The sequence below is a fragment of the Bacillus sp. FSL L8-0193 genome (assembly GCF_037976065.1).
Taxonomy (GTDB): domain Bacteria; phylum Bacillota; class Bacilli; order Bacillales; family Bacillaceae; genus Bacillus; species Bacillus paralicheniformis.
The window spans coordinates 2619060-2638659 of sequence record NZ_CP150261.1; the positions used below are offsets into that span (position 1 = coordinate 2619060).

General features: G+C 47.7%; 18 protein-coding genes. 2 read left to right on the forward strand and 16 right to left on the reverse strand.

Features of this window, described 5'->3' with window-relative positions:
* Nucleotides 1-131 precede the first annotated feature (131 nt).
* Nucleotides 132-1034: a YegS/Rv2252/BmrU family lipid kinase gene (locus tag MHH76_RS12980; RefSeq protein WP_020452112.1), complete on the forward strand. Its 903-nt coding sequence runs from the start codon at nucleotides 132-134 to the stop codon at nucleotides 1032-1034.
* 25 nt (nucleotides 1035-1059) lie between these two features.
* Here the strand turns inward: MHH76_RS12980 and MHH76_RS12985 are convergent, their stop codons facing one another.
* The 8 genes from MHH76_RS12985 to MHH76_RS13020 form a co-directional block, all read right to left on the reverse strand.
* Nucleotides 1060-2340 (reverse strand): dihydrolipoamide acetyltransferase family protein, encoded by a 1281-nt coding sequence (locus tag MHH76_RS12985; RefSeq protein ID WP_020452113.1) that lies wholly within the window; start codon nucleotides 2338-2340, stop codon nucleotides 1060-1062.
* 23 nt (nucleotides 2341-2363) lie between these two features.
* On the reverse strand, nucleotides 2364-3347 hold the full coding sequence (locus MHH76_RS12990; RefSeq protein ID WP_020452114.1) for an alpha-ketoacid dehydrogenase subunit beta: 984 nt from the start codon (nucleotides 3345-3347) through the stop codon (nucleotides 2364-2366).
* Nucleotides 3348-3359: 12 nt separating this feature from the next.
* A complete protein-coding gene (locus MHH76_RS12995; protein WP_020452115.1) occupies nucleotides 3360-4352 on the reverse strand; it encodes a thiamine pyrophosphate-dependent dehydrogenase E1 component subunit alpha in 993 nt (330 codons plus the stop codon).
* Between the two features lie 22 nt (nucleotides 4353-4374).
* On the reverse strand, nucleotides 4375-5796 hold the full coding sequence (gene lpdA / locus MHH76_RS13000) for a dihydrolipoyl dehydrogenase (RefSeq protein ID WP_020452116.1): 1422 nt from the start codon (nucleotides 5794-5796) through the stop codon (nucleotides 4375-4377).
* Nucleotides 5786-6892: a butyrate kinase gene (gene buk, locus MHH76_RS13005; RefSeq protein ID WP_020452117.1), complete on the reverse strand. Its 1107-nt coding sequence runs from the start codon at nucleotides 6890-6892 to the stop codon at nucleotides 5786-5788. The genes lpdA and buk overlap by 11 nt, the downstream gene beginning before the upstream one ends.
* 38 nt (nucleotides 6893-6930) lie before the next feature.
* Nucleotides 6931-8025: a branched-chain amino acid dehydrogenase gene (gene bcd / locus MHH76_RS13010; protein ID WP_020452118.1), complete on the reverse strand. Its 1095-nt coding sequence runs from the start codon at nucleotides 8023-8025 to the stop codon at nucleotides 6931-6933.
* Between the two features lie 3 nt (nucleotides 8026-8028).
* On the reverse strand, nucleotides 8029-8940 hold the full coding sequence (gene yqiS, locus MHH76_RS13015; RefSeq protein WP_023855157.1) for a phosphate butyryltransferase: 912 nt from the start codon (nucleotides 8938-8940) through the stop codon (nucleotides 8029-8031).
* A gap of 125 nt (nucleotides 8941-9065) precedes the next feature.
* Nucleotides 9066-11132 (reverse strand): sigma-54-dependent Fis family transcriptional regulator, encoded by a 2067-nt coding sequence (locus MHH76_RS13020; RefSeq protein ID WP_023855158.1) that lies wholly within the window; start codon nucleotides 11130-11132, stop codon nucleotides 9066-9068.
* A 153-nt stretch (nucleotides 11133-11285) separates the two neighbouring features.
* Here MHH76_RS13020 and MHH76_RS13025 point away from each other — a divergent pair, with 153 nt between their 5' ends.
* Nucleotides 11286-11540 (forward strand): DUF2627 domain-containing protein, encoded by a 255-nt coding sequence (locus MHH76_RS13025; protein WP_020452121.1) that lies wholly within the window; start codon nucleotides 11286-11288, stop codon nucleotides 11538-11540.
* 110 nt (nucleotides 11541-11650) lie between these two features.
* On the opposite strand, the gene MHH76_RS13030 is transcribed toward MHH76_RS13025, so the two are convergent.
* The 8 genes from MHH76_RS13030 to recN form a co-directional block, all read right to left on the reverse strand.
* Nucleotides 11651-12376 (reverse strand): glycerophosphodiester phosphodiesterase, encoded by a 726-nt coding sequence (locus tag MHH76_RS13030; protein ID WP_020452122.1) that lies wholly within the window; start codon nucleotides 12374-12376, stop codon nucleotides 11651-11653.
* 133 nt (nucleotides 12377-12509) lie between these two features.
* Nucleotides 12510-13130 (reverse strand): N-acetylmuramoyl-L-alanine amidase, encoded by a 621-nt coding sequence (locus tag MHH76_RS13035; RefSeq protein ID WP_020452123.1) that lies wholly within the window; start codon nucleotides 13128-13130, stop codon nucleotides 12510-12512.
* 35 nt (nucleotides 13131-13165) lie between these two features.
* A complete protein-coding gene (locus tag MHH76_RS13040) occupies nucleotides 13166-13471 on the reverse strand; it encodes a membrane lipoprotein lipid attachment site-containing protein (protein WP_020452124.1) in 306 nt (101 codons plus the stop codon).
* Nucleotides 13472-13970: 499 nt separating this feature from the next.
* Nucleotides 13971-14540 (reverse strand): serine acetyltransferase, encoded by a 570-nt coding sequence (locus MHH76_RS13045; protein WP_020452125.1) that lies wholly within the window; start codon nucleotides 14538-14540, stop codon nucleotides 13971-13973.
* A gap of 129 nt (nucleotides 14541-14669) precedes the next feature.
* The gene (locus tag MHH76_RS13050; RefSeq protein WP_020452126.1) at nucleotides 14670-14966 is read right to left on the reverse strand and encodes an antimicrobial peptide LCI; all 297 of its coding nucleotides are present in this window, start codon (nucleotides 14964-14966) and stop codon (nucleotides 14670-14672) included.
* A 341-nt stretch (nucleotides 14967-15307) separates the two neighbouring features.
* Nucleotides 15308-16108, reverse strand: coding sequence for a sporulation transcription factor Spo0A (gene spo0A, locus MHH76_RS13055; protein ID WP_003183361.1), 801 nt, complete (start codon nucleotides 16106-16108; stop codon nucleotides 15308-15310).
* A 289-nt stretch (nucleotides 16109-16397) separates the two neighbouring features.
* Nucleotides 16398-17648, reverse strand: a complete 1251-nt coding sequence (gene spoIVB, locus MHH76_RS13060; RefSeq protein WP_031304732.1) for a SpoIVB peptidase — start codon at nucleotides 17646-17648, stop codon at nucleotides 16398-16400.
* A gap of 214 nt (nucleotides 17649-17862) precedes the next feature.
* Nucleotides 17863-19593 (reverse strand): DNA repair protein RecN, encoded by a 1731-nt coding sequence (gene recN / locus MHH76_RS13065; RefSeq protein ID WP_020452128.1) that lies wholly within the window; start codon nucleotides 19591-19593, stop codon nucleotides 17863-17865.
* Nucleotides 19594-19600 lie beyond the last annotated feature (7 nt).

Here is a 19600-nt window from a genome sequence, read left to right on the forward strand (position 1 = left end):
GCTCATCTGTTCTAATGATACTTTGAAACCGTCCGAACCGCAAATCAGGCGATTCGTGTTCCTTCAGGTTTATGGCACGGGCAGCCCGGGGAAAAATAAGTAAAGACTCTATCAAATAAAGGAGCACCTTTATGAACCGAAAGAAAGCAATGCTGATTTACAACGGAAATGCAGGACAAAAAAATGTTGAAAAAACACTGGGTGCTGCCGTACCTGTTCTTTCACAGGCTATAGACGAACTCATCGTAAAACCGACGAGAAAGAAACGTGATGCATTCGAATTTTGCCGAAAGATCGGGGAGGATATCGGGCAATTGTTTATATTAGGCGGTGACGGAACGGTGCACGAATGCATTAACGGCATCAGCCAGCTTCAAACGAAGCCAGATATCGGCATTCTCCCGGGCGGCACATGTAACGACTTTTCGAGGGCGCTCCGCATTCCCCAGAACATTGAAAAAGCGGCGGAAGCGCTCGTCAATGGAAAACCTGTCCCGGTCGATGTGTTAAAAGCAAATGATCATTATTGTCTCAACTTCTGGGGCATCGGATTGATTACGGAAGCTTCCACCCATATCAATCAAACGGAAAAAGCGCTGCTCGGGAGAATCAGTTATTTTACAAGCGCACTGCGGACCATCTCCAATCTTGAGCCTTTCTCTTTCCGCCTGTCGATCGACGGAGAAGAGTTTACTGACGAAGCGGTCATGGTGGTCGTGCTGAACGGACCATTTATCGGAACAAACAAGATCCCCCTTCCGCAGCTGAGCATTAACGACGGAAAAGCGGACATCCTCGTCTGCCGGAATACGAATCTGGCTGCATTGAAAGAACTTTTTGCAATGGATGATCCCGAATGGGATTCCTTTGCAGGCGAGCTCTCCTATTATCAGGGGCAAACCGTTGAAGTTGAAACCGCCCTCCCAATGGAAGCCGATACAGACGGCGAAATCTGCACAAAAACGCCGGCTTCAATCGAGGTGCTAAACGGACATCTCCGCATGCTCGCCCCCTTAGAAAAAGAAAAGAGCTGACCCTTAACGGGCCAGCTCTTCTTTTTTAATAAATGGAAGTATGATCATCGATTTGTTCCAAAATCTCTTTCACACGGGCAAGGAATCTGCCGCAAACGAGGCCGTCAAGCACTCTGTGGTCGAGGGATAAGCACAGGTTCACCATATCTCTGACCGCGATCATGCCATGCTCCATGACGACGGGACGCTTGACGATCGATTCAACCTGCAGGATGGCCGCCTGTGGATGGTTGATGATCCCCATTGACTGAACCGACCCGAACGAACCGGTATTGTTGACCGTGAACGTACCTCCGCTCATATCCCCGCTCGTCAGCTTGCCGCTTCTGACCTTATGAGCCAGTTCGGAGATTTCTCTCGCGATGCCTTTAATTGTTTTTTCATCGGCATGCTTGATGACAGGAACGTACAGCGCATCGTCAGTCGCTACTGCAATTGAGATGTTGATGTCTTTTTTCTGAATGATTTTATCTCCGGCCCACATGCTGTTCATTTGCGGGAATTCCTTCAGCGCCTGTGCGACCGCTTTGACAAAGAACGCGAAAAAGGTCAGGCTGAAGCCCTCTTTCTTCTTAAATTCGTCCTTTATTTTGTTGCGGTAGCTCACAAGACTTGTGACATCCACTTCCATCATCGTCCAGGCATGAGGGATTTCATGCTTGCTTCTGACCATATTGGTCGCAATCGCATGACGGATTCCGGTCACAGGAATCTCGACGTCTCCAGCCGCACTCTGAGGCGGTGCAGCTTGAGGGGCGGCTTGCGCCGGCTTTTGGACGGGCTCACTCGCTCCCGCGGCATTTGTATCCGGCTGTTTTTCCGGCGCCGCATCAGCTTGAGGAGCAGCTCCGGAAGCAATGATGCGCTGGATGTCTTTTCTGGTGATCCGTCCGCCGGCACCGGTACCTTCCACCTGCTCCAAATCAATGTTGTGCTCACCGGCAAGTCTCAGCACCGCCGGGGAATAACGTTTTTTCTGAGATGTATCTTTTTCCTCCGGTTTGGCCGGCTCCGCTTCCGCTTGATCCAGATTGGAAGCAGCCTCAGCCTCCGGTTTCGCTTCTTCGTTTGTTTCGACTTTGCAGATGACGTCTCCGACTTGCAGAGTTTCGCCTTCTTTCCCGACAAGCTCGGTAATCGTTCCCGTGAACGATGAAGGGACTTCAGCATTGACCTTATCCGTCATCACTTCAGCAATCGGATCGTATTTGTTGACGTGATCTCCGACGCTGACAAGCCATTTGCTGATGGTTCCCTCCGTCACGCTCTCCCCGAGCTGCGGCATTGTCATTTGTTCCACTGCCATACGATATGTCCTCCTTCGCTATATTAAAACTCGGCCAATTCTCTCATTGCTGCTTCTGCTTTATCCGGATTGACCATAAAGAATTTTTCCATTGTAGGAGCATACGGCATTGCCGGGACGTCAGGGCCCGCCAACCGCTTAATCGGCGCATCCAAATCGAACAGGCAATGCTCTGAAATGATCGCGGCTACTTCACTCATAATGCTGCCTTCCTTCGTATCCTCGGTCATCAGAAGCACTTTGCCCGTTTTGGAAGCCGCTTCAATAATCGCTTCCTGATCGAGCGGATATACTGTTCTTAAATCAAGGATATGTGCGGAAATCCCGTCTTTGGCAAGCCGCTCGGCAGCCTGAAGGGCGAAATGGACGCACAATCCGTATGTGATGACGGTAATGTCTTCGCCTTCCCGCTTCACATCCGCCTTTCCGATCGGCAGCACATAGTCGTCACTCGGCACTTCGCCCTTGATCAGCCGGTACGCACGTTTATGCTCGAAGAACAGGACAGGGTCGTCATCGCGGATGGCCGCTTTCAAAAGCCCTTTGACATCATAAGGTGTCGAAGGCATGACGATTTTCAACCCGGGCTGGTTGGCAAATACGGATTCAACTGACTGAGAATGGTACAGCGCGCCGTGCACGCCTCCGCCGTAAGGTGCGCGGATGACGATCGGACAATTCCAGTCATTGTTGGAGCGGTAGCGGATTTTTGCCGCTTCTGAAATAATCTGGTTGACAGCCGGCATGATAAAATCTGCAAACTGCATTTCGGCGACCGGTCTCATCCCGTACATGGCAGCCCCGATTCCGACGCCGGCAATTGCGGATTCCGCCAAAGGCGTGTCCATCACCCGCTCTTCGCCGAACTGGTCGTAAAGACCGGCTGTTGCCTTGAACACACCGCCTTTTTTGCCGACATCCTCCCCTAAAACAAAGACGCGGGAATCCTTTTCCATTTCTTCTTTCAAAGCCAAAGTGACAGCATCTATATATGACATAACTGGCATTGTTCTTCCCCCTTACTCCGCATAAACATGCCGCAGCGCATCTTCCGGATCTGCATAAGGTGCATGTTCAGCATAATCTGTTGCTTCATTGACGATGGTTGTGATCTCATCCGACATTTGCTTCTCAGACTGGTCGTCCAGAAGGCCTGTTTCTTTTAAGTAATGCGCGAATTTGTTAAGCGGATCATTTTTCTTCGCCTCCGCCACCTCTTCGCGCTCTCTGTAGCTTCGATCATCATCATCGCTGGAGTGCGGGGTCAGCCGGTATGATATCGTTTCGATTAATGTCGGACCTTCGCCTCTTCCGGCACGTTCCCTTGCTTCTTTAACCGCTTTGTAGACTTCAAGCGGATCATTTCCGTCAACAGTCACGCCGGGCATGCCGTAACCGACGGCGCGGTCGGAAATGTTTTCACAAGCCACCTGCTTTTCGTAAGGAACCGAAATGGCGTATTTATTGTTTTCACACATGAAAATGACGGGAAGCTTATGAACGGCGGCAAAGTTCGCCCCTTCATGGAAGTCCCCCTGGTTTGAAGAGCCTTCACCGAACGTCACAAAAGTCGCGATGTCTTTCTTTTCAAGTCTTCCGGCAAGCGCTACACCCACCGCGTGCGGAACTTGCGTTGTCACTGGCGAAGAGCCCGTGACGATCCGGTTTTTCTTTTGACCGAAGTGGCTCGGCATCTGCTTTCCTCCCGAATTCGGATCCTCGGCTTTTGCAAACGCCGACAGCATTAAATCTTTTGCCGTCATGCCAAAAGCAAGGACAACGCCCATATCTCTGTAATATGGAAGCACATAATCGTTCTCACGGTCTAATGCAAATGCCGCTCCGACCTGGGCGGCTTCCTGTCCTTGACAAGAGATGACAAAAGGAATTTTGCCTGAACGGTTTAAGAGCCACATCCGCTCATCAAGTTTTCTGGCTAAAAGCATGGTTTTGTACATGTCGATTGCTTGTTCATCTGTTAATCCAACTGCTTCATGACGGTTATTGCCCATTTTTTTCACTCCTTCATGCTTTCTAAAAATGAATCGCCTTTCCATCTACGGCAAGGGCGGCTTCTCCGATCGCCTCCGACAGCGTCGGATGCGGATGGATCGTTTGTCCGACTTCCCACGGGGTGGCGTCAAGCACCTTTGCCAGACCGGCTTCAGATATCATGTCTGTCACATGCGGGCCGATCATGTGAACGCCCAAAATATCATCTGATTCGCGATCGGCGACGATTTTGACAAAGCCGTCCGTCTCACCGTACACGAGCGCTTTGCCAATCGCCTGAAACGGAAATTTGCCTACTTTGACGCTTTTGCCCTGTGCCTTCGCCTCATCCTCTGTCAAGCCGACCGATGCGGCTTCAGGACTTGAATAGATGCATTTTGAGACAAGCGAATAGTCGATGTCGTGCGGATTCTCGCCAGCAATGTGCTCAACAGCCGTAATCCCTTCATGGGAAGCAGCATGTGCAAGCTGAAGGCCGCCGATCACATCTCCGATCGCATAGATGTGGGATTCTTTTGTCTGGTACATGCTGTTTGTCGCGATAAAGCCGTTTTCCACTTGGATATCTGTGTTTTCCAGACCGATCCCTTCAACATTTGCCTGCCTTCCGACAGATACGAGCATTTTCTCAGCGGAATAGGTCTGTTTTTCTCCGTCTTTTTCCGCTTGAATGCTGACCGTATCGCCTTTCGCCAATGTGTCGGGCAGCACTTTCGCTCCCGTGATGATGGTGATGCCTTTTTTCGCCAGCTGCGTCTGCATTTCTTTAGAAATATCGGCATCTTCAGTCGGCAAAATCCGGTCTGCATACTCAATGACGGTCACGTCAACACCGAAATCGCACAGCATGGAAGCCCACTCGATTCCGATGACACCTCCTCCGACAATCAGCATGGAAGCCGGAAGCTGCTCAAGTTCAAGCGCTTCGTCGGATGACAGCACGTTTTCCCCGTCAAGCTCAAGCCCCGGCAGCGACCTGGGCCTTGAGCCTGTGGCGATGATGACGTTTTTCGGTATGAGCATCTCATTCTCATCTCCGTTTGCCATCTCAACGGAAACCGTCCCCGGCATCGGGGAAAAAATCGACGGCCCGAGAATCCGTCCGATTCCTTCGTAAACATCAATCTTTCCTTTTTTCATCAAGTGTTTGACACCGTTGTGCAGCTGGTCAATTATTTTTTGTTTTCTGCTTTGAACTTGAGAAAACCGCAGGCCGACTTCAGAAATGACCACTCCGAATTCGTCCGCCTTTTTTGCTGTCCTGTAAACTTCCGCGCTTCTTAGGAGCGCTTTCGACGGGATGCAGCCTTTATGAAGGCACGTGCCGCCGAGTTTCCGCTTTTCAACGACGGCTGTTTTCAGCCCCAGCTGCGAAGCTCTGATGGCAGCCACATAGCCGCCTGTGCCCCCTCCAAGAATCACGAGATCGTATTCAGTTGCCATGACTTTCCCTCCTCTGGTTCGGATACTGTTTCGCCTCTTCTTCGCCGTTCAATACGCGAAATGCACCTTCAGCCAATGCTTGAAGCTCATTTTCTCCCGGAAAGACGACGACATCCGAAATCCAGTCTATGTATTGTCTGATCGAGGTAACAAACGATTTTCCGTACGCCAGTCCGCCTGTCAAAATAATGACATCGACTTCGCCTTTTAAGACGGCGCTGGCCGCCCCGATTTCTTTGGCGATTTGATAAGCCATCGCTTCATAGATGAGCGCAGCCTTTTGATCGCCTTCCTTGATCATTTTCTCAACTTTAACCGCATCCGTCGTGCCGAGATAGCCGGCGAGGCCTCCGCCGCCGACTAGCATTTTCATCAGCTCGCCTTTCGTATACTTGCCGGAGAAGGCCATTTCGATCAGATCACCCGCAGGAATGGTTCCGGCCCGCTCCGGACTGAGCGGACCTTCTCCGTGGAGGCCGTTGTTGACATCGATCACCCGACCGTGGCAATGAACGCCGGTCGTAATGCCGCCTCCCATGTGGGTGATGATCATTTTCATATCTTCATACCGCTTTCCAAACTGCCAGGCCGCTTTCCTCGCGACAGCTTTTTGGTTGAGCGCGTGAAAAATACTGCGCCTTTCAATGGCCGGCGTGCCGGAAATTTTTGCGATAGGGGCCATTTCATCCACAACAACGGGGTCGACGATAAAAGCGGGAATATTTAATCCGTCGGCAATCTCCCTGGCGATGATACCCCCGAGATTTGATGCATGCTGCCCCGCATATCCGTTCTTCAAATCGGTGATCATCGCATCGTTGACTTCGTAAGTGCCGCCTTCAATCGGTCTGAGTAGCCCTCCCCGGGCGCAAACGGCAGCCAATTTAGAAATATTGATTCCCTGTTCATGCAGGGTTTCGAGTATCGCCTGTTTTCTGAACGAATATTGATCAATAATGGTTTGGTATTGCTGTAACTCAGCCTCGTCATGACGGATTGATTTTTCGAAAATCGAACGGTCATCATGAAAAACGCCGATCTTTGTAGATGTTGATCCCGGATTGATGACGAGAATACGTTTTTCCTGTACCTGCATTGATATAAAACCTCCAGTAGCGAATAGGGGTTATGATCTTAACGCCTGCTTAAAATGTGATGGCCGTTTTGCAAAAATTGACTTCTCGATTGGCGCATGCGCTCAATACGCTCTTCCGCCAGGCGGTCTGCGGCCAAGTATGTCGGAATGCGGTCGCGTTTTGAAATTTCAAGGACGCGTTCAATATTTCCGTAGATGCCTTCGACTTTTTTCAGCGCGCGCTCTGAATTATAGCCGTAAAGCTCGTCAGCGACATTGATGACGCCGCCGGCATTGATGACATAGTCAGGGGCATAAACGATACCCATGTCGTGGATTTGATCCCCGTGGCGCGTTTCTTTCAGCTGATTGTTGGCTGCCCCGGCAATCACTTTGGCTTTCAGCTGCGGAATCGTATCATCGTTGATTGTCGCTCCCAGAGCACACGGTGCATATATATCGCACTCCTGTGAATAAATATCATCCGGATCGACGGCACGGGCGCCGAATTCGGCGACTGCGCGTTCGACCGCTTCTTTATTGATGTCGGTCACGATCAGTTTCGCGCCTTCTTCGTGGAGATGACGGCACAGATTGTATGCCACGTTTCCGACCCCTTGGACAGCAACGGTTTTTCCTTCAAGCGAATCTGTCCCGAAGGCCTCTTTTGCCGCAGCCTTCATCCCTTTATATACCCCGTAAGCCGTTACCGGGGAAGGATTGCCAGATGAACCGAAAGCAGGCGAAATGCCTGTAACAAAATCAGTTTCGTCATGAATGATGTCCATATCTTCAACGGTTGTACCGACGTCTTCCGCGGTGATGTATCTGCCGTTCAGCCCTTGAATGTAACGGCCGAAAGCGCGGAACATTTCTTCGTTTTTATCTTTGCGCGGATCGCCGATAATAACGGTTTTGCCTCCTCCGAGGTTCAGTCCGGCCGCCGCGTTTTTATAGGTCATTCCCCGCGCAAGGCGCAGCGCATCTTCAATTGCGGCTTCTTCACTTTCATATGTCCACATTCTCGTGCCGCCGAGAGCCGGCCCGAGCGTCGTATCATGAATCGCGATGATCGCTTTTAATCCGGACTGTTTATCTTGGCAAAATACCAATTGCTCATAGTCATACTGTTCCATATATCGAAATAGTTCCATTTTTTATTCCTCCTCTTGTCGTGCTTCAGACGTACACAGCGCCAAAGCAATCGAATACAGCTTGTTTTCTGCGGAATCGGCCCTGCTTGTCAAGGCGATGGGCGCTTTTGCCCCTGCCAAAATGGCTCCCACTTTCGCACCCGCAAAATGAATCAATGATTTGTAAAGGACATTGCCTGTTTCAATTGAAGGAACAAGCAGGATGTCAGCCTCGCCCGCAACGATTCCAGAAATGTTTTTATGCCGGGCGGCAAGCGGTGAGATCGCGTTATCCAAAGCAAGAGGCCCGTCAACGATGCAATTTTTGATTTGGCCCCGATGATTCATCTGCGTCAAGGCAGCTGCATTTAATGTCGCTTCCATTGCGGGATTCACCGTTTCCACCGCGGCGAGGCAAGCGGCTTTCGGCATTTGCACGCCGACCGCTCTCGCCACGCCGACTGCGTTTTCTAAAATTTGTTTCAGCTCATCAAGCTTGGGGCTGATATTCATTGCCGCATCTGTTACATAAATCAGCCTCTCAAACCCGCTGACTTCAAAAGCTGCTACATGTGACAGTACATGCGAGGAACGGAGCCCGTACTCTTTATTCAAAACGGCTTTTAATAGCACGGCTGTCGGGACATTCCCCTTCATGAGAACATCAGCATTGCCGCTTTTGACAGCTTGAACGGCAATTCTCGCCGAATCCGCCGGCGATTCCGAATGAATGATATCCACGTGCCGTTTTGAAATGTTCTGTTCTGTCATCATATGCCTGATCTTTTCTCTGTGCCCAATCAGCAAGAACCGGGCAAATTGTTTGTCGACCGCAAGTTTGACTGCTTGCAGCACTTCGTCATCTTCTGCATGTGCGACGGCGACCGTTTTATTGTCAAGCTCCGCCGCTTTTTGCAATAATTGTTTCAGCTTCATAGTACCCACCTTTCTTAGCAAACATCCGCCCACTATATCATGCAAGTTTCGTGCCAGTATAAAAAAGCGGTTCGGTACTGTGATCCTGTTTTACAGTTTGCATGATTTTGCACTCGTTTTGCAATTTATTGCATGCTATCTTTTGCAAGATTGTATTTATCCATTTTGTAATAGAGATTGCGGATACTGATTCCAAGCGCTTTCGCCGTTTTCGTTCTGTTGTATTGATGCTTTTCAAGCGTTTCTTTTATGACATGAGCTTCAAACCGTTCAACCGCATCAGACAGCTTTTCCTCTTCAATCTCAGGGAAAGCTGCTCCGGCTTCCACCTTTTTTTTCGGACGGTCTGCTTCAGGCAGGTGTTCGAGATCAATCCATTCCATTTGCGGTTTTAAAAAGATCATCGCCCGCTCAAGGACATTTTCAAGCTCTCTGACATTCCCCGGCCACTTCCGTGCTTTTAACGATTTGAGTGCGTTTTTCGTGAGCCCCTTTACATTGCGTCCGTATTCTTGATTGATCTTCCCAATCAAATGCCTGCTCAAGGCTTCGATATCCTCTTTCCGCTGCCTGAGCGGCGGAATTGATATCGGATAGCGATTGATCCGGTAGTACAAGTCTTCGCGAAACCTGCCCTCAGCGAGCGCTTTTTCAATATTGACGTTTGTCGCTGCGATGACCCGGACGTTCACAGAAATCGGTTTGGTCCCGCCGACTCTGACAATTTCTTTTTCCTGAAGAACGCGGAGGAGCTTCGCTTGTGTGTTTTGCGTGAGCTCTCCGATTTCATCCAAGAAAATGCTGCCGTTGTTCGCCTCTTCAAAAAATCCTTTTTTGCCGCCGCGGCGCGCGCCTGAAAAAGCGCCTTCTTCATAGCCGAACAGCTCTGATTCAAGCAGTGATTCCGAAATGGCCGCACAATTGACGCGAACAAACTTATTATACTTTCGGTCACTTTCGTTATGTATGGCATGGGCAAAAAGCTCTTTCCCCGTTCCCGATTCGCCTCTCAGCAAAATCGTCGCAGGGGTCTTCGCCCCCAATTTCGCCTGCTCCAGCGCGACGAGCATCTGCTCGCTTGAACCGATGATGTCGGCAAATGTATATTTCGCCTCGAGTGTACGGATAATCTGGCGCGCTCTGTTCAGCTCGTTTGTGAGCGATTGAATTTCAGATACATCGTGAATAACACCGACGCTCCCTTTTAAAATACCGTCAACGATAATCGGCGCGACATTGACGATCACTTCTTTTTTATTGGGGCCGACTTTCATTCTGACCCCTCTGACAGGGCGCCTCGTTTCAAGCACTTTCAAATGCATGCTTTCACCTTCGGATATGTCGGTATTGGCCGGCTTCCCGATCACCTGGTCTTTTGTCAGGCCCGTCATCTTTGTATACGCCCTGTTGATCATCATCCCGTTTCCGTTTTCATCAACGACCGATATCGCTTCATCCGAAGATTGAATGATCGCTTCAAGCATCGTTCTGACTTCCTTCAGGTTGGTCACCTCTTCAGCCAGCTCGACCGCATCGGTAATGTCCTTAAATATGCTAAGCGCCCCGAGCAGCGTCCCTCCGTCATCGATAATCGGAATTCTGGTCGTGACGATCTGCCTGTTCGGATGGAGAAATTGTTTTTGATGATACTCAGGCTCTCTCGTATTGAGAATGCGCGGCAGCTTCGTCGTCGGGATCACGCTTTGAATATGCTGGCCGATCGCTTCAGTGCGCTTTGTCCCGGTCATCACTTCCGCCATTTTGTTAAACAAAATGATCTCTTCGTTAATGTCGATAAAAATCATGCCGTCATTCATAGAGTTGAAAATACGGTCGTGTTTATACGTCTGCTCTTTTAACATTTGGATGAGCTGCTGCTTTTCGTTCATCAGCTGAGAGATGATATAAGCGAGCGATCCCGGCACCACGATCGTACTGTCGTGCTTTTTTCGCATCAGTTGCTTTAATACGCCGGCGTCTCCGGTCGTTTCAATGATGATATCGATCTGTTCTGTGATGTACGGTGCCCAATCGAGCGCCGTTTCGATATCGTTTTTTTGCGCGATGAAAAGCCCGGGAGCTTCCGGATTTTTATCGATGACCGCCTCGATATGCATCGTCTTTGTTTTCAGCAGCACATCCAAGAGAGCGGTCCCCCCTTTTCCAGCACCAACGATCAGTACTTTTTGCATCATCCCTTTACCCCTTTGTATGAAAAATTTTGCACACTATCACGTTCACTTGCAACAATTTGCACAACATCTATGTTATCATGTTTTCCTTTCTTGACAAACTTTTTTTTCAAATAGACAATAAAGGTAAATCTTTGGTAAGGGGATTCGTGTATGGGGAGAATGATCGCACTGCTCGTTTTGCTGATACCGGGAGGCCTGGCTGCTCTCGGAATTAAATTGATGCGCGACACTGTTTTCGGCGTTTTGATCAGCCCGTTTCAGATCCTTTGGCTTCAGGGGCTGGCGGGGTTCATATGCTTCGCAGGCGGCCTTTATTTATTAGGCGGATTTATTCTATACAGAGACAGAAAACGCAACCAAGTAAGCCCCCGCTTCAGAAAAAAGCAGAGCGGCCGCGAGGTGTGATCTCTGCGAACGGAAAGCAAAAAGCCGCAGATATTGTCTGCGGCTTTCAGATTGTTGACAAAATCCCAAAACGACTTTTAGTTTTGGGATTTTGTCATTCTTTCAGCGTGTCACATCTCGGCTTTTATTTTTAACGCTTTTTCGGGAAAATCGGTGAAGAAACCGTCAATTCCTTCAGCAATCAACTTTTTCATCTCCTCTTCACGGTTGATGGTGAACGGCCTGACCGCTTTTTGTTTCAAATGGGCGTTTTTGATCATATCAGCCGACATTGAACGGCGATACGGATGAAATCCTGTAGCCGGAATCATTTCAATGTACTCCTCCGGCTTGTAGATGACATCCATGTAAAGCGCGGCCAACTCGATACTTGGATTCAATCTGCTGCATAACGCAAGGCTTTCATGATTAAATGATGAAAGAATGATCCGGTCTTGAAGGCCGTACGCTTCAATCATCGACATCACCTTTTCTTCCATCCCTTCATAACGGATAATGCTGTTTTTCAATTCCACATTGAGAAGAAATTCAGCATCTGCCGCCCACTCAAACACTTCTTCAAGGGTCGGTACCGGGACAGAGCCGATTTTTTCTGAAAAACGGTGGCTTGCGTCTCCGCGCTTTATCTCCTTATATGTAAGATCCTTCACATATCCTTTCAGCGAAGTCGTCCTGTCAAGCTTTTCATCATGTATTACAACAAGACGTCCGTCTTTTGCCATTTGTACATCCAATTCGATGCCGTCTGCACCGATGGCCGCCGCCTGCTTAAACGCCGCCATTGTATTTTCGGGGAAAGTGCCTGAAGCTCCTCGGTGTGCAAATATTTTCGTCATTTCTGGTTCACCTCTACAAGAATTGCAAGTTTATATCCCATTATGAAGGTCTTACTGTTTTCTTTCCACACATAAGGCCTTTTTTAACATAAACATAACACAAGACCCCGGTCTTATACCGGGGCCCCTATTGTTATTCGTAATAAGCTGTGACAGCGTCAGCAATCGCGTCTGCCGCTTTTTCCTGATATTCCGGACTTTCGAGTTTAGCTGCATCAGTTTTGTTCGTGATAAAGCCGAGTTCGACTAAAACACTCGGCATTTGAGAATTTTTGATGACATAAAACCCTGATTCTTTTACACCTCTGTCCCGAGTGCCAAGCGCATCCGGAAGGCGTTCTTGAATGTTAGACGCCAGGCGTTCGCTGTCAGCGGCTTGATAGGCAGAATCGAAGTATGTTTCTGTACCTGACGCTTCAGGGACGGCCGAGTTTGCATGAATGCTGATCAGCAAGTCCGAAGCGTGCTTGCTCGCTTTGGCCACCCGGTCTTCCAGCGTCAAAAACGTATCATCCGTTCTTGAGGCGACTGTGGCAGCTCCCTCTTCTTTCAGTTTTTCATCAACCAGCTTTGCCACTTCAAGATTGACATCTTTCTCAAGCAGCCCGTTTCCGACCGCGCCGCTGTCTTCGCCCCCGTGACCTGCGTCAACATATACCGTCTTACCGGAAAGCGGCTCAGCTGCAAAAGCAGCTGGAAAAACCGCAATAAACGAAAACAGCAGCAAAACTAAACTCCTCATTAACAGTTTCACGATTAGTTCCTCCTACAATCCCTTTTTGCAAACGATCATTCTTTCTCTTTCATATCTTCAAGCTGTAATGTTCCGTCCTCTGTTTTCGTGTACTTCACTTCCACCTTTGTATCATCCTTGATCCCCTTATATTTGTCCCGTTTTTCGGGAGGGACCTGAAACGTCGTTTCTTTACCGTCAATATTGACGGCGACGGTATGCTGATCCGCCAAACCGACAAAGGTGCCTTCTTTCACAAACGTTTCCCCGCCTGTTCCTTTTCGGCTCTCATTATGTTGCGTTGTCCCGCAGCCTGCCAATAGCAGCATAGCGAACAAAACAAGGATGACTCCTTTTTTCATGTCGACCACCTCGCCTGCTGAATTTTTTACACCCCGTACCTTATCTTTAATACCCGGCGGCTGTAAAGCAGGCCACTCCAGCAGATATTCGCCCGATTTACCCGTCCAACGCCCCAGGGATTTCCGAATTGTTAGAAGCCATCCGCTCAAAAACGTCTGTGAAAAACGGTCTACCCAAGGCGAAAAATGGTTGTCATCTGGAAGAAATCAGATCTATTTCATCATTTTTATTTTTTTGTATAAAAAAACGTCTTTTTTCATAAGAAAAAAGACGTTTCATGCGGCTTTCGCTTTATATGATTCAGTCTATGACGCCAATGCACCGGGCGTGAGACAAACTTTGAAAAATAGACGGATACACCGAAAGCTGGCTGTGTGCTATGTGGCTTTTATCAGAACTTGCAGGAATGCATTTTTTAAAGCCCGGCTGCTTCATGACAACATTTAGTCCTTCATAGCGGATGATTTAGCAGCGCTGCTCCTTCCGCAGTTCTCATGCTTATATTTGCTGCTGCAGAGCCTGCTTCCGGTCCATTGTTGACGGCGCCTCTTTAATCTTTTTGGCAGGCACACCGGCTATTGTAATGTTTTCCTCAGTGAAAGATTTGTTGACTACGGCGTTTGCGCCAATCGAAATGCCGTCGGCAATGTGAATGCTGCCAAAGAGCTTTGCTCCAGGCCCGATCCAGACATTGTCTCCGATTGTTGGAACATCGTGGTGAGCGTGATTTTGCCCGATGTTAACTCCTTGATGAATGTCACAGTTTGCACCTATTTTTGCATTGCTGTTTACGATGAGCAATCCGTAATGGTTGATCCTCAACCCCGGACCGAAAACATTCACCGGGATGTCAAATCCGAGCTTCAATCCTCTCTTTTTATGCAGATACCGGTAAACATGCTTGAACACCTTGGAGTTGGCATTTGAGTAATATTCATGTTTGCGCAAGGCTATCTGATACTTCCAAATATCATCGCCAAACCATTTAGGCCTTTTTCGACTTGAGATTCCTAACGCTTTCTTGTCTTGTTCGAGATAATAGCGAAGATCTGTTTTCGTAAAGATCATCATACCACCTGCTTATTTCATACTTTTAACTCGAGATTGGCTTTTTCGAAAGGTTTTACATTCTCCGCCATCTATTTCCGTGAAATTACTAAAAGGAAAACAAAAAAAGGGGGAGCCCCCCTTTTTTGTTCATCCTTCGTAAAAACCAACCCAAGTGTTAAAAACATTACTGTAAAATTTCCCTTTGAAATACCATGTTCCATCGCTATCAGAAAATTTGTTACTGAAAACTCCTGAAGAAGATTTTACACATTTTGATGATTTGCTGCTTTTGAATGAGCTTGGCAAGTCACTTGGACAATTGATGTATTGAGCAGTCGGATGTGCAATCACCTCAGATGAATGCGGTGCAGCAAATACCGGCGCTGTAGAAATAAGTAAACCAACAGCCAGAGTCGTACCAGTTAATAATTTATTGACTTTCATTTTAAAACAACTCCTTTTCCATTTATTTCATTTCGATTTCATCATATAACAAACAGGCATGTCTAAAAAGTGCACAAATTACAATATTTTGGTATTTTTTGATAAGCTGTTAGGCTGACTTTACACCATACACACCGTGCTGAAACACAAACAGTACATTTAAGAGCAAAAAAACAGCCTCGTTTATAAAAACGAGACCTTCAAATACTGTATGAAACCCTTCGGATCGCAATTCATCGCAATAAGGACGAAAAATTCATCGGAATTACGATAAACTATTCGTTAGAAACAGGTCGGCAATTCAACGGTAAATCTTCGTCAAAACCGCACCATGTCAACGTTTAAGAAGCCTTATGCTCCAATCTCAGCTTGTCTGCGACCATCGCGATGAATTCTGAATTCGTCGGCTTGGCTTTTGACATGCTGACTGTGTAGCCGAAAAGTGACGAAATCGAGTCGATGTTGCCTCTGCTCCATGCGACTTCGATGGCGTGGCGAATCGCCCGTTCGACTCGGCTTGCAGTCGTGTTGAATTTTTTGGCGATATCCGGATAAAGCACTTTTGTAATGCTTCCGAGCAGTTCGATGTCGTTATACACCATGGAGATGGCTTCCCTTAAGTATAAATAGCCTTTTATATGAGCGGGCACGCCGATTTCGTGGATGATGGTCGTGATGCTGGCGTCCAGGTTTTTCTTCGGCGATTCCGGCTGCGGCCGAAGCACACTGCTTTGAGAAGACGGGGCACGGTGTGTCAATTGAGATCCGTTTCCGCTGACCTGGCGGATATGGCCGACTAAGTTCTCCATGTCAAAAGGCTTCAAAATAAAATACGACGCGCCCAAATCTACAGCTTTTTTCGTCACGTCTTCCTGACCGAACGCCGTCAGCATGATGACATTCGGCTGCTTTTTAAGCTGCGATTCCCTCAGCCTTTCAAGAACGGCCAATCCATCGAGGTGAGGCATGATAATATCCAGCACAAGCACATCGGGCTCCTTGTCTTTAAACAACGAAAGGCATTCCTGTCCGTTGTACGCGACACCAAGTACTTCCATGTCGCTTTGTCCCTCGATATATTCGCTTAATAGGCCGACAAGCTCCCTGTTATCATCAGCAACACATACTTTAATTTTCTCCACGTTTCTTCCTCCCCAATGTGTATGTTGATAAATTTCATCATTCTTTTTCTAATATGTTTAATTCGACAGCACCACTTTATTCCCTTTTTTTAAAAAGGATTTTTCCAATAATAGTGGTATCTCTCGCTTTTTCTCTGTTTTTTTCTGATTTTCTCGATTTTTCGACTCGAAATGCGACTTGACAAACCGGGGAACGTGAATTTGTCGAAAAATCTTTTCTTCTTTCATTTTAACGCACAACGCGCAAGAAAAAAAGACGAAATCAAAAACTGCCGGAGGAATCCGGCAGTCAGCTTGCTTTTTCTTTTTTATAAATATCGATTCCCGCTTCAGACAGCATCCATTCAATATGCACGCCGTATCCGCTCGTCGGATCATTGACGAAAACGTGAGTTACGGCGCCAATGATCTTTCCGTTTTGGATGATCGGGCTTCCGCTCATCCCTTGAACGATGCCTCCTGTTTTGCTCAACAGCCTCGGGTCGGTAATTTTCAGCACCATCCCTTTTGTAGCCGGAAACTTCTGAGGTGTCGTACTGACGACCTGAATATCGAATTTCTCGACTTTGTCGTTTTCGATAACCGTTAAAATTTGGGCCGGGCCTTCTTTTACTTCATCTGAAAATGCAATCGGAATGGCTTTGTCAGCGATGCGGTTTTTGATTGACTCGTGAAGCGTCCCGAAGATCCCGAATGGACTGTTTCTGTTGATATCACCAATCACTTTTCGTTCTGATGCGAAACGGGCCAGTTTCTCTCCGGGATTTCCGCCTGTTCCTTTTTCAATCGAAGTGACGGTCGATTTCACGATTTGCCCTTTTTCAACAACGATCGGTTTTTTCGTATCCATGTCTGAAATGACGTGACCAAGCGCTCCGTATTTTTTCGATTTCGGCTCGAAAAAAGTCATTGTGCCGATTCCTGCGGCAGAGTCCCTGATATATAAGCCGATTCTGTATTTATCTTCAGCCTGGTCTTTTTTCGGAATGAGCTTCGTTTTGATTTCTTGTTTATCTCTTTTAATCGACAGATGTAAGGTTTCTCCTGTTTTCCCGGCCTTTTGAATAAAAGGGGTAATGTCATTCATTTTTTCGATTTTCGTGCCGTTGATTTCGGTGATAATGTCGCCTACCGCGATTCCGGCTGCTTCACCGGGCGATTTTTTGCCTTCAGAGGTATTGATTTGATGAAAACCTACGACCAATACGCCAACGGAGTGAAGCTTTACACCAATAGACTGCCCGCCGGGGACCACTTTCAAATCAGGCAGGACATTTACTTTCGTTTTTTTAACTGGGAATCCGGCAAAATCATAGACGAGTTCTGCCTTTCCATTCTTTTCACCTTTTATTTCTACTTCACTTTGATTTTCTTTCAGTGTGAATGCTTCCGATGATCCATCTTTCGAAGCACTGACGGATAAGCTCGTTTCAACCGCACGGGTACCCGTCTCAAAAATGTTCAAGTTTTTTGGGATTACAATGTATTCTTTCACCGGTTTGTAAAACCCTACACTTATTAAAGAAACAAGGAGAATCATACCCACAACTTTTCTGATTTTTTCAACATCCACCTTTTCACTCTCCTCGCACCTAACCCACACCATATAAAATTTCTTTCGCTACATTCATTACTTTTGCCTTTCGGACAGCGATTTATAACTGCGGACGGAAGAAAATCATTGGATAAAATGATAAGAATGAGTTTGTATAAGAAAATGCCGACAAAAAAATAAGCTGTTCAGGATGAACAGCTTATCCGGTAGTTTTAACAAGCTTAGCTTGGTTCAAAAGTTCTTTCGCATGGCGCTTCGTCAGATCCGTTACTTCGACTCCGGCGATCATCCGGCCGATTTCCGCTATTTTTTCCTGTTTTGTCAACGGCGTGACGCTTGTCGTCGTTCTCCCGTCTTTCGACTGTTTCGTAATCAAAAGATGGGTGTCAGCCATCGCGGCCACCTGCGGCAAGTGGGTAATGCATAAAACTTGAGAGCCGATCGAGACGCGGTGTATTTTTTCGGCGATCGCCTGCGCGACTCTGCCGCTTACACCCGTATCCACTTCATCGAAAATGATCGATGTAACATCCTGCTGAGCAGAGAAAATGCTTTTCATGGCCAGCATGATTCTTGACAGCTCTCCTCCAGATGCAACCTTTGACAAAGATTTGAGCGGTTCTCCCGTGTTTGTTGAGATTAGGAAATGGACGGTATCAATGCCGTGCTTTGTGAGCTGAACCGGCATACCGTTGACGACGGGTGCATCATCATCCCGTTCCGCTTTTTTCACCTGGAATTCCGTATCGAATGTCGATTTTTCCATATACAGATCTTTCAGTTCCTGCTGAATCTGTTTGGCCAGTTTTTTCGCCCATTTTTTTCTGATTTCGGACACATTGGCGGCTTCAATCGCCACATCCTTGCCGATTGATTCGAGGCGGGATTTTAATGCCTGCAAGTGGCTGTCCCGGTTTTCGATCCGGTCGATCTCTTCCTCTATCTTAGCCGAATAAGCTTGGATATCTTCGACAGTAGCGCCGTATTTGCGTTTCAGCTGTTTGATTTCGTTTAATCGCGATTCGATATAATCGAGGCGCTCGGGGTCGTATTCGAGTTCATCCAGCATATTTCTGATCTGAAAAGTTGAATCTTCGAGAATGTAGTATGCGTTGGCTACGGATTCAGATACTTTATTGAGCCCTTCATTGATGCCTGAGACGTTTTCAAGCTCGCTTGAAGCCATGCCGACCCAGTCAAGCCCAGCCTGCTCGTTGCGTAGCGCATTATAGGCATTTTGCAGAGCTTCGTATATTTTTTCGAAATTAGCGATTTGACGGCGCTCTTCCTGAAGAAGTTCGTCCTCTTTCGGCTCAAGGTTTGCAGATTCGATTTCATCAAGCTGAAACTGTATTAAATCGAGTCTGTGAGCCATTTCCTGTTCGCTTTCAGAAAGCTCTTTCACCTTTCTCATGACGTCCATGTAGCGGCTGTAAACTTCCTGATACGCTTTTAGAGCATGCTCGATTTCTTCTCCTGCAAACCTGTCCAGAAGCTGAAGATGGTGCTCATCCTCCATCAGCAGCTGATTGTCGTGCTGCCCGTGTATGTCAAGCAGCAGTCTGCCGACTTCCCGCAAAGCGGCAATGGTGACAAGTTTTCCATTGACGCGGCAGATGCTCTTGCCGTTTGCGTTAATATCTCTCCTCATGACGATCATGTCATCCGAGGCTTCAATCCCGAGTTCTGTGCACAAATCAAAAACCGGATGGCCGCTGTCAAGGAGGAAAAGCCCTTCCAATTCGGCTCTTTTTTCGCCATACCTGACATATTCGGACGAGCCGCGGCCTCCGACAAGCAAAGAGACGGCGTCGATGATGATCGATTTTCCGGCCCCGGTTTCACCGGTCAGAACCGTCAGCCCTTTTTCAAAAGAAACGGTTAATTCTTCGATAATGGCAAAGTTTTTGATCGATAATTCAGCTAACAAGCTTTCA

What these genes read in the sequence shown, in the direction of transcription:
- MHH76_RS12980 (WP_020452112.1), top strand. Translation starts at nt 132, where the DNA reads ATGAACCGAAAGAAAGCAATGCTGATTTACAACGGAAATGCAGGACAA.
- MHH76_RS12985 (WP_020452113.1), bottom strand. Translation starts at nt 2,340, where the DNA reads ATGGCAGTGGAACAAATGACAATGCCGCAGCTCGGGGAGAGCGTGACG.
- MHH76_RS12990 (WP_020452114.1), bottom strand. Translation starts at nt 3,347, where the DNA reads ATGCCAGTTATGTCATATATAGATGCTGTCACTTTGGCTTTGAAAGAA.
- MHH76_RS12995 (WP_020452115.1), bottom strand. Translation starts at nt 4,352, where the DNA reads ATGGGCAATAACCGTCATGAAGCAGTTGGATTAACAGATGAACAAGCA.
- lpdA (WP_020452116.1), bottom strand. Translation starts at nt 5,796, where the DNA reads ATGGCAACTGAATACGATCTCGTGATTCTTGGAGGGGGCACAGGCGGC.
- buk (WP_020452117.1), bottom strand. Translation starts at nt 6,892, where the DNA reads ATGCAGGTACAGGAAAAACGTATTCTCGTCATCAATCCGGGATCAACA.
- bcd (WP_020452118.1), bottom strand. Translation starts at nt 8,025, where the DNA reads ATGGAACTATTTCGATATATGGAACAGTATGACTATGAGCAATTGGTA.
- yqiS (WP_023855157.1), bottom strand. Translation starts at nt 8,940, where the DNA reads ATGAAGCTGAAACAATTATTGCAAAAAGCGGCGGAGCTTGACAATAAA.
- MHH76_RS13020 (WP_023855158.1), bottom strand. Translation starts at nt 11,132, where the DNA reads ATGCAAAAAGTACTGATCGTTGGTGCTGGAAAAGGGGGGACCGCTCTC.
- MHH76_RS13025 (WP_020452121.1), top strand. Translation starts at nt 11,286, where the DNA reads ATGGGGAGAATGATCGCACTGCTCGTTTTGCTGATACCGGGAGGCCTG.
- MHH76_RS13030 (WP_020452122.1), bottom strand. Translation starts at nt 12,376, where the DNA reads ATGACGAAAATATTTGCACACCGAGGAGCTTCAGGCACTTTCCCCGAA.
- MHH76_RS13040 (WP_020452124.1), bottom strand. Translation starts at nt 13,471, where the DNA reads ATGAAAAAAGGAGTCATCCTTGTTTTGTTCGCTATGCTGCTATTGGCA.
- MHH76_RS13045 (WP_020452125.1), bottom strand. Translation starts at nt 14,540, where the DNA reads ATGATCTTTACGAAAACAGATCTTCGCTATTATCTCGAACAAGACAAG.
- MHH76_RS13050 (WP_020452126.1), bottom strand. Translation starts at nt 14,966, where the DNA reads ATGAAAGTCAATAAATTATTAACTGGTACGACTCTGGCTGTTGGTTTA.
- spoIVB (WP_031304732.1), bottom strand. Translation starts at nt 17,648, where the DNA reads ATGATTCTCCTTGTTTCTTTAATAAGTGTAGGGTTTTACAAACCGGTG.